This is a genomic window from Bacillus sp. LM 4-2 (genome assembly GCF_000978495.1).
In the GTDB taxonomy this organism is placed as follows: Bacteria; Bacillota; Bacilli; order Bacillales; family Bacillaceae; genus Bacillus; species Bacillus subtilis.
Genome location: NZ_CP011101.1, coordinates 3,751,436 through 3,767,474, shown reverse-complemented (window position 1 = coordinate 3,767,474; position 16,039 = coordinate 3,751,436). Strand labels below are relative to the sequence as shown.

Genomic DNA, 16,039 nt, shown 5'->3' with positions numbered 1-16,039 from the left:
AGTTATGGAACATGCAGAACACGGCAATTCTAACGCGCCTATGGAATATCAATCTGAAACCGGCAGACTTAATATTCTCGGGTTTTGGATCTTTTTAGGGGCAGAAATTGTGTTGTTCTCAACACTATTTGCAACCTTCTTCGTTCTTAAAAACAGAACAGCTGGAGGTGTCTTGCCAGACGAACTATTTGAAGTCAATCTGGTAATGATTATGACGTTCTTGCTGCTGATCAGCAGCTTTACCTGCGGGATCGCTGTTCATGAAATGCGCCGCGGAAGTTTAAAAGGCGTAGTCATTTGGACAATTATCACTCTTCTTCTCGGGGCCGGCTTCGTCGGATGCGAGATCAACGAGTTTGTTCACTATGTACATGAAGGAGCGGCTCTCAGTACAAGTGCGTTCTGGTCTGGATTCTTTGTTTTACTTGGAACTCACGGAACTCACGTAACAATCGGGATTTTCTGGATCACAGGAATTCTGATTCAGTTGAAGAAACGCGGCTTAACCCCGCAAACTTCATCTAAAATCTTTATCTCAAGCTTGTACTGGCACTTCTTAGATGTTGTATGGATTTTCATCTTTACAGGTGTCTATCTCATGGGATTGGGGGGTCTGTAAAATGGCAAACAAATCTGCTGAACACAGTCACTTTCCATGGAAACACATTGTAGGTTTTATCCTGTCTATAGTTTTGACCCTGCTGGCTCTATGGGTTGCAGTGTATACTGACCTGAGCTCATCAGCAAAACTTTGGATAATCTTCGGCTTCGCCTTCATTCAGGCGGCGCTGCAGCTTCTCATGTTCATGCATATGACAGAGAGCGAAAACGGCACGATCCAAGTCGGAAACACGCTGTTCGGATTCTTTGGCGCGATCGTTATCGTACTTGGATCCATCTGGATTTTCGCGGCTCACTATCACCATGGTGACCATATGGACGGAAATCCTCCTGGAGGCGCTGAACACTCAGAGCATTCAGGCCATAACGAATAATACAAAAAACCCTCTTCATTGGAAGAGGGTTTTTTGCTGTCTTCAGCTGCTTCGCTTTCTGCGAAGATACGGAAGGCCGTAAATGATAAATGCGGCGATATGAGCGACTATGACGTTGACGGCAAACAAGATAATCATGAGAGTGTGTCCAAGTGGAGAAAGGCTTTCTGTTGCGTAAAAGAAGAAGAATACCCACATTAAAATGATTGGCGGAATAGCTGAGAGTGCGACTTTTTTGTTATCAAGCCAAATAAAGAGAGGCGTTGCGCTGGCAACCAGTAAGTAAGCAAAAAACATGTCCATCATACCCGTCTCCTTTCATTTTGTGATAACGTTTACAAAAATGAAATAGAGGAACTGAGTTGTGTCTGTTTTGTGATTGTTTTTTGAACATTCTGTTACAATTATTATACCATGTTTTCCAGAAATTGATACGTGTTTTTGCAGAAATGGACTGGATCTATCGTCTTATTTTTTTCGTTTAATGTGCTAGGAGAATGTATGGGCATGGGGCTCTGAATTTTTAGCTGTTTCTTATGAGGTATCACATTATTTGGGAACATAACACATTATCGCATTCGTTTTTTAACAAATTCTTTTGGTATGGCGTTTTTTTCATTTGAAAAGTTTTGTGTCAATCGAAACATTTCGGTTTATGATACGTCATATTTCGTGTAGCTGAAAAAGCACCGCAAATGCTGAAAAAACATAAAAGGAAGCGAGCTTCACGTGTCATCTTGAACATGGTTCATGTATAATAAACATTAGTGATTTTCCGATGAAAATGTAAGGCGGGATAGAATGAGTCGATATAAGAAACAGCAAAGCCCCTTTTACCAGGGGGATTTGATTTTTATATTTGGTGTGTTTTTTATTATAAGCGTAGTATCAATTTATGCTGCCGGTCAGTTTGGGCAGTATGGGAACACGGATTGGATTCAGCAAATTGTGTTTTATTTTTTGGGGGCTGTTGCCATTACAGTTCTTTTGTACTTTGATTTAGAACAGCTTGAAAAGTTAAGTTTATATATTTTTATCATTGGTATTTTATCTTTGATTATTCTTAAAATCAGTCCCGAGTCTATTGCACCTGTTATTAAAGGGGCAAAAAGTTGGTTTAGGATCGGTAGAATAACAATACAGCCGTCAGAGTTTATGAAGGTTGGTTTGATTATGATGCTTGCTTCAGTTATTGGAAAAGCTAATCCTAAAGGAGTTCGGACGCTTAGGGATGATATCCACTTGTTATTAAAGATTGCGGGTGTCGCAGTTATTCCTGTAGGTCTTATCTTGATGCAGGATGCTGGGACTGCGGGAATATGTATGTTTATCGTTCTTGTAATGGTTTTTATGTCAGGGATAAACTGGAAATTGATTGCGATCATAGCTGGTTCAGGTATTTTACTCATTTCATTAATTTTATTAGTAATGATAAACTTTCCTGACGTTGCTAAATCAGTTGGAATACAGGATTATCAAATTAAGCGGGTCACTTCTTGGGTGTCTGCTTCAAATGAGACACAGGAAGATTCAAATGACAGCTGGCAAGTTGACCAGGCCATCATGGCAATAGGATCTGGTGGTATTTTAGGTAATGGTATTTCTAATTTGAAGGTTTATGTTCCAGAGAGTACGACTGACTTTATCTTTTCTATAATAGGTGAGTCATTTGGCTTTATAGGCTGTGCAATTGTTGTCATCATGTTCTTCTTTTTAATCTACAGGCTTGTCGTTCTGATAGACAAAATACATCCGTTTAACCGTTTCGCTTCTTTCTTTTGCGTTGGCTATACGGCGTTAATTGTGATCCACACATTCCAGAATATCGGAATGAACATCGGCATTATGCCTGTTACCGGGATTCCGCTGCTGTTTGTCAGCTATGGGGGAAGTTCGACACTTTCCACGTTAATCGGATTTGGGATTGTATATAATGCAAGTGTGCAGCTGACGAAATACAGAAGTTATCTTTTTAATTCTTAATATGCAGACAGCCTTTACAGAGGCTGTCTTTTTTTGGGCAGAGCATTTCGCTTTTGAGATCACTTTTTTTCGGATATGATAAAAAGTGATAAGGAGGTTTTTGTGATGAATAACACAATCGAAACCATTTTGAATCATCGGTCAATCCGGTCTTTTACTGATCAGCTTTTGACAGCTGAAGAAATTGATACATTAGTGAAAAGTGCGCAGGCTGCGTCTACATCCAGCTATGTGCAGGCATATTCGATTATCGGGGTTTCTGATCCTGAGAAAAAACGTGAGCTGTCCGTGCTTGCTGGGAATCAGCCTTACGTTGAGAAGAACGGACACTTTTTTGTATTTTGTGCGGATTTGTACCGCCATCAAAAACTGGCTGAGGAAAAAGGTGAACATATTTCTGAGCTGCTCGAGAATACAGAAATGTTTATGGTTAGCTTGATTGATGCGGCGCTGGCAGCGCAAAATATGAGCATTGCCGCTGAATCCATGGGGCTTGGCATTTGCTATATCGGCGGCATTCGGAATGAACTGGACAAGGTGACAGAGGTGCTGCAAACGCCTGACCATGTGCTCCCGCTTTTCGGACTGGCAGTAGGCCATCCTGCGAACCTTTCCGGCAAAAAACCGAGATTGCCAAAGCAGGCCGTTTATCATGAGAATACGTATAATGTGAACACAGACGATTTCCGTCATACTATGAATACGTATGACAAAACCATTTCTGATTACTATAGAGAAAGAACAAACGGGCAGCGGGAAGAAACGTGGTCCGATCAAATACTGAACTTTATGAAGCAAAAGCCGCGTACGTATTTAAATGACTACGTGAAAGAAAAGGGCTTTAATAAAAACTAAAGCAAACCTCTCCGTCTGGAGGGGTTTTTATGTTTCACGTGTAACATATTCCGACAAATAGGGACAGGCTTTCACAAATAAATGGCGAATGATAGGGGACACTGATAAGCAGTGTGAGCGGCTTTGGAGAAAAAATAGAAGATCAGTGATACGATGAGGATGAGGTGGTAGGGATGGTTTCATTAAGTATATTAGATCAATCTCCAGTATCAGAGGGCAGCAATGCTGAAACGGCCTTACAGCAAACCGTTGCGCTTGCTCAAGCTGCTGAGGACCTTGGATATAAGAGATTTTGGGTTTCTGAGCATCACTTTTCAAAACGGCTGGCAGGGTCCAGTCCTGAGGTGCTAATCAGTCATATAGCGGCGAAAACAAAGCGAATCCGTGTTGGATCAGGAGGAGTCATGCTGCCGCATTATAGTGCTTATAAAGTAGCTGAAAACTTTCGTGTTCTGGAGGGGCTGACACCAGGAAGAATTGACCTGGGGCTTGGCAGAGCACCGGGGGGAATGCCGATTGCATCATGGGCGCTGAATGACGGCGGTAAGCGCAATGCTGATCAGTATCCGCAGCAAATCAAGGAGCTGACCATGTATTTGCATGATTTGGCGGATGATAAACACCGTTTTCCGAATCTGACGGCTGCGCCGCATATTTCAACGGCTCCGGATGTGTGGCTGCTCGGCTCATCTGGAGAAAGCGCGCTGCTCGCAGCTGAATCTGGCGCTGGCTATATGTTTGCCCATTTTATCAATGGAGAGGGCGGAGAGGGTACTGTCAGACAGTATAAGAGGCGATTCAAACCATCTGTGTTAGGAGATACGCCTCGAGCGGCAGTTGCTGTTTTTGTTCTTTGTGCTGACACGGAGGAGAAGGCAGAGGAGCTTGGGGCTGTGCTTGATTTTACACTTTTGGCGGGAGAGCAGGGTATTCCTTTAGAGGGAGTTCCTTCGTATGAAGCTGTTCGGAAAAATACGTATTCTCCTTATGAACAGAGACGAATTGCTGATAATCGAAATCGAATGATTGTCGGTACGAAAGAACAGGTTAAGGAGCGGCTGCTAGCTTTGAGTAAAGCGTATGAAACAGAGGAAATCATGGTGGTGACCATCACACATCATTTTGAAGATAAGCTCCGATCGTATCGATTATTGCAGGAGGCGTTTGCTGACTGATCTTTAAAAAGCCCTGCCGATTCGGCAGGGCTTTTTCTTATTCAACAGTGAAAGGTTCTTCGGTCAAAACCTGGCTTGACTTGCCTTTGTTCGCGGCATATGCGAGCAAGTAATACTCTCCGGCCGGAAGTTTGGTTCCGCCATTAATCGTGCCGTCCCAGTCAAAGTACTGGTAACCTTTATCTTGGTTTTTATAAATGCCGGCTTGGCCTGCGAAATCAAGGTTGCTGTCATAGACGAGGAACGCCAGCTCTTCCGCTCCCGCAGGAAGGTAGGTTTCAATTTGATAGGTACCTTGTACAGACCCTTCGCTGACAGAGACAGATGTGACTCTCGGATAATCGGGCTCTTTCACAATCAGCAATGTAGGTACCTTAGCGACCGTTTTTCCGCCTTCTCTGACGATAACCGTTCCTTCATAGGTGCCAGCTTTTGTTTTCTTCGTATTGACCTTTACTTTTGCAGTGGCTTTCCCGGTTTGATGTGCCGGAATCACAACACGGCTTGTGCCGGATGTGGAGATGCCGCTGCCATTAAATGAGTATTCCAGTGTGTATGATTTTCTAATGGAAGATTGATTTTCAATCGTAAACGTTTCTTTTTTCGTTTCGTTTCCGTTTTCCTTCAAGAACGTGCCGTATGAATAGCTTCCAGGTGAGACGAGCGAATCGGCTTTGATTGCGTTCATGATTCTTGCGCTGCCTGCGCCTTGAGCGTTATGCGGATATACTTCCCCATCGCTATCCTTTAAAGTGACAGCGGTATTCATGATGGCGGCTTTAATCTGTTCAATGCTCCACTTTGGTTTGGCTTGTTTAATAACGGCAACCGCTCCGGCAATATGAGGCGATGCCATGCTTGTTCCTTGTTTTGATCCGTAGCCGTATGGATGGTCAGGATCGTGTGTTGGGATCGTGCTCACGATATTGACCCCTGGCGCGGAAATATCAGGCTTAATCATCCACGTATCCATAACAGGGCCGCGTGATGAGAAATCAGCCACTTGTTCACCGAGCGCTTTTGAGACCGTCAACTTGAATGTTGTTTTTGTCTCACCAGCTTTCAGGGCGCTGACGAGTTTTTCGCCGTCTTCTAATGAAAGCTTAATCGTTGGGACAGACATGCCTGGCACATTGGCTTCAATTTCTCCAGAGAGGTTGTTATACACAACCATGCCGACTGCACCGGCTTTTTTAGCGTTATCCGCTTTATCCACAAATGCAATGCTGCCTCGTTTGACAACGGCGACTTTGCCTGTCAGGTCTTTCCCTTCAAAATCCTTTGCTTCGCCGATTCCCGCTTCGACAAGCTCAACTTCTTTGTTATTGAGCGCTTTGACGTCGTCCTCCTTGTTATAGCCCATCACTTTTGCTGAAGAGTAGGAGCCGAATGTGACGGCGTATTCATTGAGCGGCAGCTGAGTCGCACCGACAGAAATCGCTTCTCTTGATGTGCCCGGCGATCCGACTGTCCAGCCGTTCGGTCCGCTGTTGCCGTTTGAGGTAACAGCGACAACGCCTTCTGACATGGCCCAGTCAAGCGCTGTGCTTGTCGCCCAGTCCGGGTTGTTTAAAGAGTTTCCGAGAGACAGGTTCATCACATCTGCTCCGTCCTGCACTGCACGTTCCACACCGGCGATGACGTTTTCCGTTGTGCCGCTTCCGCCAGGCCCTAACACACGATAAGCAAGAAGTGTTGCATCAGGCGCTACGCCTTTAATTGTTCCGTTTGCAGCCACAGTTCCGGCTACGTGTGTGCCGTGGTCAGTCGCTCCGCCCCTCGGATCGCCTGTTGGTGTTTCTTTTGGATCGTAATCATTGTCCACAAAATCGTATCCTTTATATTGTCCAAAGTTTTTCTTCAGATCTGGGTGATTGTATTCAACCCCAGTGTCAATAATCGCCACCTTGATGCCTTTTCCTGTGTAGCCTAAATCCCATGCATCGTTTGCTCCGATATAAGGCGCACTGTCATCCATTTGCGGAGATACGGCGTCTTCGGAGATTGTGACGTCTTTATCCTTCATATTGTCTGTTTTATATGTGACGTTCGGGTACACTGCCTTAACGTCTTTTACCGCGAGAAGTTTTGGAATCTCATTAGCTGGAAGCTTCATAGAGAAGCCTGAGAATACCTGCTCATATTCCCGGTTTACTTTTCCGTTTTTCACCGCTTTGATTGCTTTGTTTTTTGCTTTTGTGCGAGCGGTTTTCAGCTTGCTTTTCGATTGGCTTTCTCCCGCTTCCTTCGCTTCTGCCAAGGATTTTTCTTTTAATTCCACTATAACGGTTGTTTTTTTGCTTGTCGTCATGTCGATATCACCGAATACCTCGGCTTTTTCCAGATCAGCCGACGTTTTTGAAGAAGCCGGAGCTGCCTGGACGCCCGTAATACCTGTGGATAACGCAAAAAATAAGACAAAACTTACAAGCAGAAAGCGAATGATCCCCTTTTTCAATGTGTTTCCCCCTTTGTATTTAGAAAAAATGTGAAAGATCTAGTATATATTTCTTGAAAATTCAAAAAAATCCTTGTGTCATTTGGACCATTTATTGGATTTTGTTTGTGTATAACGAAGGAGTTATACACAGAACCCTGTGTATAAGTGAATAAACCTGTGTATATATATAGTTAGGAATATACGTTCGTATACAAAATATAGATATAGTTTGTGGACATGTGGATATCTCTTGTGATTAAGTTGTTCTTATCTTTGGGATAACTTGTGTATAAAGTTTTCAAAGCGGTTCTCCAATTTTCATTTCAATTCTTTCAGCTTTCAACAAAACTTCTAAAAACTAGTTGGTTTTTTCACTCATATTGTGACAAAGAATTCTCTTTCCACGGTCTATCATAGAGTCATGAGTTTTGCTAGAGCCGCTAGTTTGCGAGAAAAGAAATCGGCCGTCTTTTCTTGCGGGCTGTGGCTGAGAAAACGGGCTGCTAAAAAGGCTGCCTGCCAAAAAGAAGCGGAGGGATGTTTTTCTATGAAACGTTTGCTTGTATCTTTACGGGTGTGGATGGTCTTTTTGATGAACTGGGTGACGCCGGACAGAAAAACTGCGGCTGCCGCGGTCTATTCGGCTCAGCGTACATACCAAAGAAAGGCGGCTGTGCAGGCCGCAGGACTCGTTTCGTTTTATGAGTGGCGGATGGCTGTGAATGAGGAAGAAAAGCAGAAAGCGAAAGCCGCCGCGCTTTATAAAAGAAGATGTTTGCAAGCCTTCAAGGAATCGCCAAAGCAGGAGAGAGCGGGCCCGCATCTTTACATGGCGGTCAAAAGGAGGTAAAATCCCAGTCAAAAGCAAATTGGCGGGAGAGATAACCTCTTGAAAATCTATAAAGTATTAAACAACAATGCGGCTTTAATAAAAGAGGATGATCAGGAAAAAATCGTGATGGGGCCGGGAATCGCTTTTCAAAAAAAGAAAAATGATCTCATCCCTATGAATAAAGTGGAAAAGATCTTTGTCGTGCGCGACGAGAATGAAAAGTTCAAACAAATCCTGCAAACACTGCCGGAGGAGCATATAGAAATAGCTGAGGATATCATCAGCTATGCGGAAGGAGAGCTCGCGGCGCCGCTGAGCGATCACATTCATATCGCGCTTTCCGACCATTTGTCCTTTGCGATCGAAAGGATTCAAAATGGGCTGCTTGTGCAGAATAAATTGCTGCATGAGATAAAGGCGCTCTATAAAAAAGAATATGAGATCGGCCTGTGGGCGATCGGACATGTAAAAGAGACATTGGGCGTGTCTCTGCCTGAAGATGAAGCGGGTTATATTGCCCTTCACATCCATACGGCCAAGATGGATGCGGAGAGCATGTATTCGGCGCTGAAGCATACGACCATGATCAAAGAAATGATAGAGAAAATAGAACAATACTTTAATCGAAAGGTGGATGAAAACAGCATTTCCTATCAACGCCTTGTCACGCATTTGCGATACGCGGTCAGCCGGTTGGAATCAAATGAAGCGCTCCATCGTATGGACGAGGAGATGCTTTATTTCATCCAAAAAAAGTATTCATTCGCCTATCAATGTGCGCTGGAGCTGGCGGAGTTTTTGAAAAATGAATATCAATTACATTTGCCGGAATCCGAGGCCGGCTATATCACGCTGCATGTCCAGCGTCTTCAAGATCTCTCGGAATAACCGCTTTGACTTGCAGGGAGTGATCTCTGGAAGTTTTTTTATTGATCAGGATTCAGTGTGTAGTACATCCAGCCCATCATAACTATTCCCGCGGTCAGATTGCCGAGCGTAACGGGGATTAAGTTTCTGACTGCTCCCATCAGTGTCACTGTATCAGGGTGCTCGATCAAAAGCGAGATGGCGAATGTGCACATATTGGCAATGCTGTGTTCAAAGCCGGAAATAAAGAAGCAGAAAACGAAAAGCATCATGGTAAAAAGCTTTGCTCCTTCCCCTTTGAGAGACATTGGAATGAAAAAGGCGAGGCACACAAGCCAATTGCACAGCATTCCTCTGAAAAACAATTCGGAAGCCGGCGGCTCCATTTTGTGCTCTGCCAAATGAATCAAAAAGGAATGAACAGAAGGCTCCTCAAAAAGTCCCGTCGCGCTGATCAGGATGGCAAACAGAATGGCGCCGATTAAATTGCCGGCATAGCTTGACATCCACAAGTACAGGGTGTTGCGCCAGCTGAGTTTTTTCCGGAGCGCGGTATAGGTGAAATAAAAGGTGTTGCCGGTAAATAAATCTCCGCCTCCGTAAGCAATCAGCAGAATAGCGGCCCCGAAAGTGACAGCGGCTGCCGGAAAGGCAAACGGAGAATCAGCCATAAAGAAATAGCTGCCTGTTTTGCTTGCGGCTGTAATGCCAAAACCAATAAACATACTGGCCAAAATGGACCGAAGCACATAACGGATTTTGCTTGAAGCGAATATGTTTTGTTTTTTCAAAGCATACTGTTCAACCTTTTGCAATGCTTGAGTTTCCATTGTCTTTTCCTGCTTTCTTTCATGATTGAGCATAGTATAGCACGATATTGTGAAGTATTTCACAATTAATTTTTACGAATTTTTGTCTACATGTTTTATCAAACTATTTAACTAAAAAAATAGTTGACGAAAACGCTGTCATGATTTATGATGAAAGCGTATTCTTAATCTGAATAAGCGGGATTGTGACTGGTAAAGCAGGCAAGACCTAAAATTTGCGTAAATGAAAAAGGATCGCTGTGTCCTTTATTCGTTGGCGAATTTTAGGTCTTTTTTGTTTAAATAAAAGGGGGAGAAATAGATGGATTACAAAGAGACTGCAAAACGCCTCATTGAGCTTCTCGGAGGGAAAGAAAATATTATCAGCGCGGCTCATTGTGCAACAAGACTGCGTTTAGTGATGAAAGATGAATCAAAGATAGATCAAGCACAAGTAGAAGAGCTTGATGGCGTCAAAGGGGCTTTCAGCAGCTCTGGCCAGTACCAGATCATTTTCGGAACAGGCCTTGTGAATAAAGTATTCGATGCCTTTGCTAAAGAAGCTGATATCGAGCGTGAAGAACACGTAAATCATCAGGATGCGGCAAAAGAAAAGCTGAATCCCGCTGCGAGATTTGCGAAAACGCTTTCTAATATTTTTGTTCCAATCATCCCGGCTATTGTAGCCAGCGGCCTATTAATGGGATTGCTGGGTATGATCAATGCGTTTCATTGGATGAGCAAGGATTCTGCGCTTTTGCAGCTGCTTGATATGTTTTCAAGTGCAGCATTCATTTTCTTGCCGATTCTAATCGGAGTAAGCGCTTCAAAAGAGTTTGGCAGCAATCCATACTTGGGAGCGGTCATCGGGGGAATCATGATTCATCCGAATCTTTTAAATCCATGGGGATTGGCGGAAGCGACACCTGATTACATGCATCTTTTCGGATTTGATATCGCTCTTCTCGGCTACCAGGGAACTGTTATCCCTGTCCTGCTTGCGGTGTATGTGATGAGCAAGGTAGAGAAATGGACGAGAAAAGTGGTTCCACATGCGGTGGATTTGCTTGTTACACCATTTGTTACTGTGATTGTCACCGGGTTTGTTGCTTTTATCGCGATTGGCCCTCTAGGCAGAGCGCTTGGCTCCGGCATTACGGTTGCTTTAACTTATGTGTATGACCATGCCGGTTTTGTTGCGGGCCTGATTTTCGGGGGCACGTATTCACTCATCGTGCTGACAGGCGTTCATCATAGCTTCCATGCGATTGAGGCTGGGCTTATTGCAGATATAGGCAAAAACTACTTGCTGCCGATCTGGTCAATGGCGAATGTCGCACAGGGCGGGGCAGGTCTTGCCGTCTTCTTTATGGCGAAAAAGGCAAAGACAAAAGAAATCGCGCTTCCGGCAGCATTTTCCGCTTTTCTCGGCATTACTGAGCCCGTCATATTCGGAGTCAATCTTCGCTACCGAAAACCGTTTATCGCCGCGATGATCGGAGGCGCATTGGGTGGAGCATATGTCGTCTTTACACATGTAGCTGCAAACGCTTACGGGTTAACGGGAATTCCGATGATCGCCATTGCGGCTCCGTTTGGCGTCAGCAACTTGATTCACTATCTGATTGGCATGGCGATTGCAGCAGTGTCAGCGTTCATTGCAGCATTTGTCATGAAGATTAATGAGGATGAGGAGAGGAAAAAATGACAGCACATGACCAGGAGCTTCGTCGCCGGGCTTATGAAGAAGTGGAGAAAAAAGAGCCCATCGCTAACAGCGATCCGTACCGCCAGCATTTTCACATCATGCCGCCGGTTGGGCTGCTGAATGACCCGAATGGCGTGATTTATTGGAAGGGCAGCTATCATGTATTCTTTCAGTGGCAGCCGTTTCAGACAGGGCACGGCGCAAAATTTTGGGGGCATTATACGACACAGGATGTTGTGAATTGGAAGCGGGAAGAGATTGCGCTGGCTCCGAGTGATTGGTTTGATAAAAACGGCTGCTACTCGGGCAGCGCTGTCACGAAAGACGATCGGCTCTATCTGTTTTACACAGGAAATGTCAGGGATCAGGATGGAAATCGGGAAACGTATCAATGCCTTGCTGTTTCTGACGACGGGCTGTCCTTTGAGAAAAAGGGTGTTGTCGCCCGCCTTCCGGAAGGATATACGGCGCATTTTCGCGATCCGAAGGTATGGGAGCATGAAGGCACATGGTATATGGTGATTGGTGCGCAAACAGAGAATTTGAAAGGGCAGGCTGTATTGTTTGCTTCTGATAACCTGAGTGAGTGGAGATTTCTTGGCCCGATAACCGGCGCGGGCTTCAACGGGCTGGACGATTTTGGATACATGTGGGAATGCCCTGATTTGTTTTCCCTTCAAGGATCGGACGTGCTGATTGTTTCGCCTCAAGGGCTTGAGGCTGACGGTTTCCGTTATCAGAACGTATATCAATCAGGTTATTTTGTCGGCCGTCTCGATTATAACAAGCCTGAACTGAAGCATGGTGAATTTACGGAGCTTGATCAAGGTTTTGATTTTTACGCGCCGCAAACACTTGAAGACGATCAGGGAAGGCGGATTTTGTTTGCATGGATGGCGGTGCCTGATCAGGATGAAGGGTCCCATCCGACCATTGACTGCCACTGGATTCACTGCATGACGCTGCCGAGACAGCTGACGCTTTCAGGCCAGAAGCTGATTCAGCAGCCGCTGCCTGAGCTAAAAGCCATGCGCAGAAATGAGAAAAAAATACACATCAATATGCATGGATCATCTGGTACGCTTCCAGTGGAAAAACCTGAAAGAGCTGAGATTCTGCTGGAAGACATTCATACGGAGTCTGGCTTTTCAATCAGTATCCGCGGAACGGCTACGTTTTCCTTCCATAAAGACGAGGGGATTGTTACGCTGGAACGAAAGAGCTTTGACGGAAAAAGAACAGAAGCGAGACATTGCCGAATCAAGGATTTGCATACCGTACACATGTTTCTGGACGCGTCATCTGTGGAAATCTTTATGAATAACGGAGAAGAGGTCTTTAGTGCGAGATATTTTCCTTTCCCGGGAAATCATGAAGTAACAGCCAGTTCGACCGGGAAATCTGAAATGAATGTCGGAATTTGGACACTTATGTAGAAAATCCTTCTATTTTCTTATGTGAAATCTGAGCCATCTGTGCTATTCTTCAACGATAACCTACTATTTTTTTCTGTAAAAGGAGTTGTTTTCTTGAATATACATGAACAGAAGATAACACCGGAATGTTTGGAAAAGGCTGCTAACCAAGTTGAAGATAAGCGAGAAGAATATAAGGATGTGCTGCTTCAGCTGAAAAAAATGCTTGGCGGAACAACGCCGCACAGTGAAACGGCGGAAATTCTCACGCGGGCATATGAACAAATGAAGGAATATGCACTTTTTGTTCAGTCGATAGAAACATTTTTGAGGAAATCTGCAAACAATTTAAAAATCAAATAAACAGGCTGCCGATGGGATCGGCAGTTTTTTCTGTGAAAAGTCTTCGGTGATTTAAAAAGGGCTGCCTCTCTGTAAGGCAGCCCCTTTTGTTTATGATTGTTGATTCAGGCGCAGTGCAGAATGCTTCGTAGGACCAACATACTGGTTTAGCGGGAAGGATTCTTTAATAGCCGCTGTGATGAATTCTTTCGCTGCGTAAATGGCTTCTTTGACTTCCGCACCTTTGGCGAGCTCCGCTGTCACGGCTGCTGAGAATGTACAGCCTGCGCCATGTGTATAAGGCGTATCGATCATTTCGCTTTCAAGGACTTCTGCTGTTTCTCCGTCATAGAGAACATCAACGGCTTTCTCATGTTTGAGTTTGCCTCCGCCTGTAATGACGACATATTGAGCGCCGAGTGCGTGAATTTTTTTCGCGGCTTCGATCATATCGTCAACTGTTTTTAGTTCATCCATGCCGCTGAGCTGGCTGGCTTCAAACAAGTTGGGCGTAATGACAGTGGCTAGCGGAGCCAATTGCTCACGCAGGGCTTGGGCGTGCTCCGGATAAAGGACTTCATTAGCACCTTTGCAAACCATAACCGGGTCAATTACCACATTTTTTAATTGTTTTTCTTTGATCGTTTTTGCCGCAAGCTCGATAATGTCAACGGTTGGCAGCATTCCTGTTTTCATGGCGTCCACGCCGATGCCGTCCGTAATTGTTGCAAGCTGGGCGCGGATTGTATCAGTATCGATCGGGAATACCTGATGGTCCCAGCTGTTGTTTGGGTCCATCGCAACGATCACCGTTAAGGCGGTCATCCCGTATACGTTTTTTTCTTGAAATGTTTTTAAATCAGCTTGAATCCCAGCACCGCCGCTGGAATCTGAGCCGGCAATGGTGAGTGCTTTATGCATAGACATGTCTTGAACCTCCATCATGTTTTGTCTTTCATTATAGTTAGATTTTCTCTGTATCACAATATAGAAGGCTTAGCAAATCATCTGGTATTCTCAAGGTCTCCTTTCCTGTTTCAGTAGGATATTCCCACTGATCTCCCGTCCAATATATGTTTTAATAGTACATGACTATGAAAATGAGAAGGAGAGCATCATGAAGATTTCTATCGTAATTGTGACCTATAATCGGATTCCGGCTCTGTGTGAGCTTTTGGAGTCGATTTCCCGCCAGACCTTGAAGCCGTATGAAATTATTATTGTGAATGATGCCGGTGAATCGGTCGTGCCGGTCAAAGCACTGTATCCGGAGCTGCCGATTGCTGTCATCAATTTAGAAAAGAACTCGGGGCATGTGGCTGCGAGAAATGCCGGTGTAAAAGAGGCGTCTGGCGATTGCATTATGCTGTGTGATGACGATGATTTCTTTACGCCAGGGCATATCGAAAAAATGGCAAAGGAAATAGAAACGGCAGACTTCGTTCATTCTGATGCGGAAATAGTTTCGTTTGAAGAGAAAAACGGAACAAGGTATCCAGTGTCAAGGAAATTGTTTGCTTATACCGCTGACTATGAGGATATGAGAGTGTTTTCTACATACGTGCCGTCGGGCAGCATGTACAGACGTTTTCTGCATGATGAAATCGGGTATTTCGATGCTGATGTGCACAATTACTGGGATTGGGATTTTTATCTGCGCGCGGCCAAGGATTACCGGGTGAAGCGTGTCCCTTGCGCCAGCGTGATTTATGCCTTCAGTGACGCGGGAGACAATCAGTCTGCTGACCTTGGCGCCAAGCGGAAGCAATATTTGGATCGTTTAAGTGAAAAGCACGGACTCGGGGAGCTGCCGACGAAAAACTTTGCCGTCCTGCTTGAAGAGCCTGAGATGAAGAGGCGGGAAGCAAAAAGTGAAATGGTTTGGGATGGCGAGCCTGTCTATTCCAGACTTCATCGTTCGTAAGGGGGCCTAAATCTTGAAACAGCTTTTACAAGACAGCTGGTGGAATCAGCTAAAGGAAGAGTTTGAGAAACCGTATTATCAAGAGCTCAGAGAAATGCTGAAGCGGGAATACGCGGAGCAAACGATTTATCCGGACAGCCGGGATATTTTCAATGCGCTGCATTATACATCATATGATGATGTCAAGGTCGTCATTCTGGGACAAGATCCGTATCACGGGCCGGGACAGGCTCAAGGTTTAAGCTTCTCTGTCAAGCCCGGTGTAAAGCAGCCGCCTTCGTTAAAAAATATTTTTCTTGAACTGCAGCAGGACATCGGGTGCAGCATCCCGAATCACGGGTCGCTTGTGAGCTGGGCAAAGCAAGGCGTTCTTTTGCTGAATACTGTGCTGACAGTAAGGCGCGGACAGGCGAATTCCCATAAGGGAAAAGGCTGGGAGCGACTGACGGACCGAATTATTGACGTGCTGAATGAAAGGGAGCGGCCGGTTATCTTTATTTTGTGGGGACGGCATGCTCAAATGAAAAAAGAACGGATCGACACGTCCAAGCATTTTATCATTGAATCGACGCATCCCAGCCCGTTTTCTGCGAGAAACGGATTTTTCGGGAGCAGACCGTTTTCCCGGGCGAATGCCTATTTGGAGAAAATGGGAGAGGCGCCGATTGATTGGTGTATTAAGGATTTGTAAAAA

General features: G+C 44.9%; 16 protein-coding genes. 12 read left to right on the top strand and 4 right to left on the bottom strand.

Annotated features, from left to right (window positions below; genetic code table 11):
• Nucleotides 1-4: 4 nt before the first annotated feature.
• Entirely contained in the window at nucleotides 5-619 is a 615-nt protein-coding gene (gene qoxC / locus bslm_RS18760; protein ID WP_003227409.1) for a cytochrome aa3 quinol oxidase subunit III, read from the top strand.
• Between the two features lies 1 nt (nucleotide 620).
• Nucleotides 621-995, top strand: coding sequence for a cytochrome aa3 quinol oxidase subunit IV (qoxD, locus tag bslm_RS18755; RefSeq protein WP_003227410.1), 375 nt, complete (start codon nucleotides 621-623; stop codon nucleotides 993-995).
• Between the two features lie 42 nt (nucleotides 996-1,037).
• Here qoxD and ywcE read toward each other — a convergent pair whose 3' ends face one another.
• Nucleotides 1,038-1,301, bottom strand: coding sequence for a spore morphogenesis/germination protein YwcE (gene ywcE, locus bslm_RS18750; RefSeq protein WP_003227411.1), 264 nt, complete (start codon nucleotides 1,299-1,301; stop codon nucleotides 1,038-1,040).
• A 495-nt stretch (nucleotides 1,302-1,796) separates the two neighbouring features.
• Here ywcE and rodA point away from each other — a divergent pair, with 495 nt between their 5' ends.
• The 3 genes from rodA to bslm_RS18735 all read left to right on the top strand — a co-directional run bounded on the left by rodA (nucleotide 1,797) and on the right by bslm_RS18735 (nucleotide 5,008).
• Nucleotides 1,797-2,978, top strand: coding sequence for a cell shape-determining peptidoglycan glycosyltransferase RodA (gene rodA, locus bslm_RS18745; RefSeq protein ID WP_015250943.1), 1,182 nt, complete (start codon nucleotides 1,797-1,799; stop codon nucleotides 2,976-2,978).
• 105 nt (nucleotides 2,979-3,083) lie between these two features.
• A complete protein-coding gene (gene nfsA, locus bslm_RS18740; protein ID WP_017696211.1) occupies nucleotides 3,084-3,833 on the top strand; it encodes an oxygen-insensitive NADPH nitroreductase in 750 nt (249 codons plus the stop codon).
• 173 nt (nucleotides 3,834-4,006) lie between these two features.
• Nucleotides 4,007-5,008 (top strand): LLM class flavin-dependent oxidoreductase, encoded by a 1,002-nt coding sequence (locus bslm_RS18735; RefSeq protein WP_032722719.1) that lies wholly within the window; start codon nucleotides 4,007-4,009, stop codon nucleotides 5,006-5,008.
• Between the two features lie 37 nt (nucleotides 5,009-5,045).
• Here bslm_RS18735 and vpr read toward each other — a convergent pair whose 3' ends face one another.
• Nucleotides 5,046-7,466 (bottom strand): serine protease Vpr, encoded by a 2,421-nt coding sequence (vpr, locus tag bslm_RS18730; RefSeq protein ID WP_046381416.1) that lies wholly within the window; start codon nucleotides 7,464-7,466, stop codon nucleotides 5,046-5,048.
• Nucleotides 7,467-7,995: 529 nt separating this feature from the next.
• On the opposite strand from vpr, the gene bslm_RS18725 reads away from it, so the two are divergent.
• Together bslm_RS18725 and sacT are read left to right on the top strand one after the other, a co-directional pair.
• Nucleotides 7,996-8,298: a hypothetical protein gene (locus tag bslm_RS18725; protein ID WP_003222155.1), complete on the top strand. Its 303-nt coding sequence runs from the start codon at nucleotides 7,996-7,998 to the stop codon at nucleotides 8,296-8,298.
• 39 nt (nucleotides 8,299-8,337) lie between these two features.
• On the top strand, nucleotides 8,338-9,168 hold the full coding sequence (sacT, locus tag bslm_RS18720; RefSeq protein ID WP_003227423.1) for a sac operon transcriptional antiterminator SacT: 831 nt from the start codon (nucleotides 8,338-8,340) through the stop codon (nucleotides 9,166-9,168).
• A 38-nt stretch (nucleotides 9,169-9,206) separates the two neighbouring features.
• On the opposite strand, the gene bslm_RS18715 is transcribed toward sacT, so the two are convergent.
• Nucleotides 9,207-9,977, bottom strand: a complete 771-nt coding sequence (locus bslm_RS18715; RefSeq protein WP_014481261.1) for a formate/nitrite transporter family protein — start codon at nucleotides 9,975-9,977, stop codon at nucleotides 9,207-9,209.
• Between the two features lie 301 nt (nucleotides 9,978-10,278).
• Between bslm_RS18715 and scrA the strand changes: the two genes are divergently transcribed.
• From scrA to bslm_RS18700, 3 genes are all read left to right on the top strand, one after another.
• Nucleotides 10,279-11,664, top strand: a complete 1,386-nt coding sequence (scrA, locus tag bslm_RS18710; protein ID WP_029726208.1) for a PTS system sucrose transporter subunit IIBC — start codon at nucleotides 10,279-10,281, stop codon at nucleotides 11,662-11,664.
• The gene (gene sacA, locus bslm_RS18705; protein ID WP_029726209.1) at nucleotides 11,661-13,100 is read left to right on the top strand and encodes a sucrose-6-phosphate hydrolase; all 1,440 of its coding nucleotides are present in this window, start codon (nucleotides 11,661-11,663) and stop codon (nucleotides 13,098-13,100) included. Before scrA ends, sacA begins: the two co-directional genes overlap by 4 nt.
• A gap of 93 nt (nucleotides 13,101-13,193) precedes the next feature.
• Nucleotides 13,194-13,442: a hypothetical protein gene (locus tag bslm_RS18700; protein ID WP_003243437.1), complete on the top strand. Its 249-nt coding sequence runs from the start codon at nucleotides 13,194-13,196 to the stop codon at nucleotides 13,440-13,442.
• A gap of 90 nt (nucleotides 13,443-13,532) precedes the next feature.
• Here bslm_RS18700 and bslm_RS18695 read toward each other — a convergent pair whose 3' ends face one another.
• On the bottom strand, nucleotides 13,533-14,348 hold the full coding sequence (locus bslm_RS18695; RefSeq protein WP_014665830.1) for a bifunctional hydroxymethylpyrimidine kinase/phosphomethylpyrimidine kinase: 816 nt from the start codon (nucleotides 14,346-14,348) through the stop codon (nucleotides 13,533-13,535).
• A 190-nt stretch (nucleotides 14,349-14,538) separates the two neighbouring features.
• Between bslm_RS18695 and bslm_RS18690 the strand changes: the two genes are divergently transcribed.
• Together bslm_RS18690 and bslm_RS18685 are read left to right on the top strand one after the other, a co-directional pair.
• Entirely contained in the window at nucleotides 14,539-15,345 is an 807-nt protein-coding gene (locus bslm_RS18690; RefSeq protein ID WP_015250953.1) for a glycosyltransferase family 2 protein, read from the top strand.
• A gap of 13 nt (nucleotides 15,346-15,358) precedes the next feature.
• Nucleotides 15,359-16,036, top strand: coding sequence for a uracil-DNA glycosylase (locus tag bslm_RS18685; protein ID WP_014478341.1), 678 nt, complete (start codon nucleotides 15,359-15,361; stop codon nucleotides 16,034-16,036).
• The last annotated feature ends 3 nt before the right edge of the window (nucleotides 16,037-16,039 follow it).